Source organism: Halalkalibacter sp. HAAS-P013 (assembly GCF_056619925.1).
Genome location: NZ_JBWQTU010000068.1, coordinates 1 through 523 on the forward strand (window position 1 = coordinate 1; position 523 = coordinate 523).

Annotated in this window: 1 rRNA gene; it reads right to left on the minus strand. The window is 42.3% G+C overall.

The features are described from left to right. Positions 1-428: 428 nt before the first annotated feature. A 16S ribosomal RNA gene (locus tag AC1FXP_RS23600) occupies positions 429-523 on the minus strand; the annotation flags it as partial.

Sequence of the window (523 nt, forward strand, 5' to 3'; positions counted from 1 at the left end):
TTCGTAGGCTCCTAGTGCCAAGGCATTCACCGTGCGCCCTTTCTAACTTAACCATTTTGGCTGCAGATCTTCTTCGCATTTCTTCGTCAGCTTCGTGGATCTCAGTCATGTCACGTACGGGTGTACGCTCCATTCTTTCAACCACTCGCTTCCTCGAACTGCTCGAAGCTCATTGCCAAAAACGATCTATTTGAAAAAGTCGTTTTTGAATTCTTGACATGCTCGTTTGATCTTCTCTTATAAATAAGATACCGATAAAACTAACATTGTTTCTATTTGCATTATCTAGTTTTCAAAGAACCGAGTACCTAACTTCTATTTAACAAAGTTAGCCACTATATAATTGAAGGAAGTTCCTTCAAAACTGAACAAAAGACCAAAGCTTCAAACAACCAAAGTTGTCTGTCGACTAGAGTTAAACTCCATAGAAAGGAGGTGATCCAGCCGCACCTTCCGATACGGCTACCTTGTTACGACTTCACCCCAATCATCTGTCCCACCTTAGGCGGCTAGCTCCCAAAAG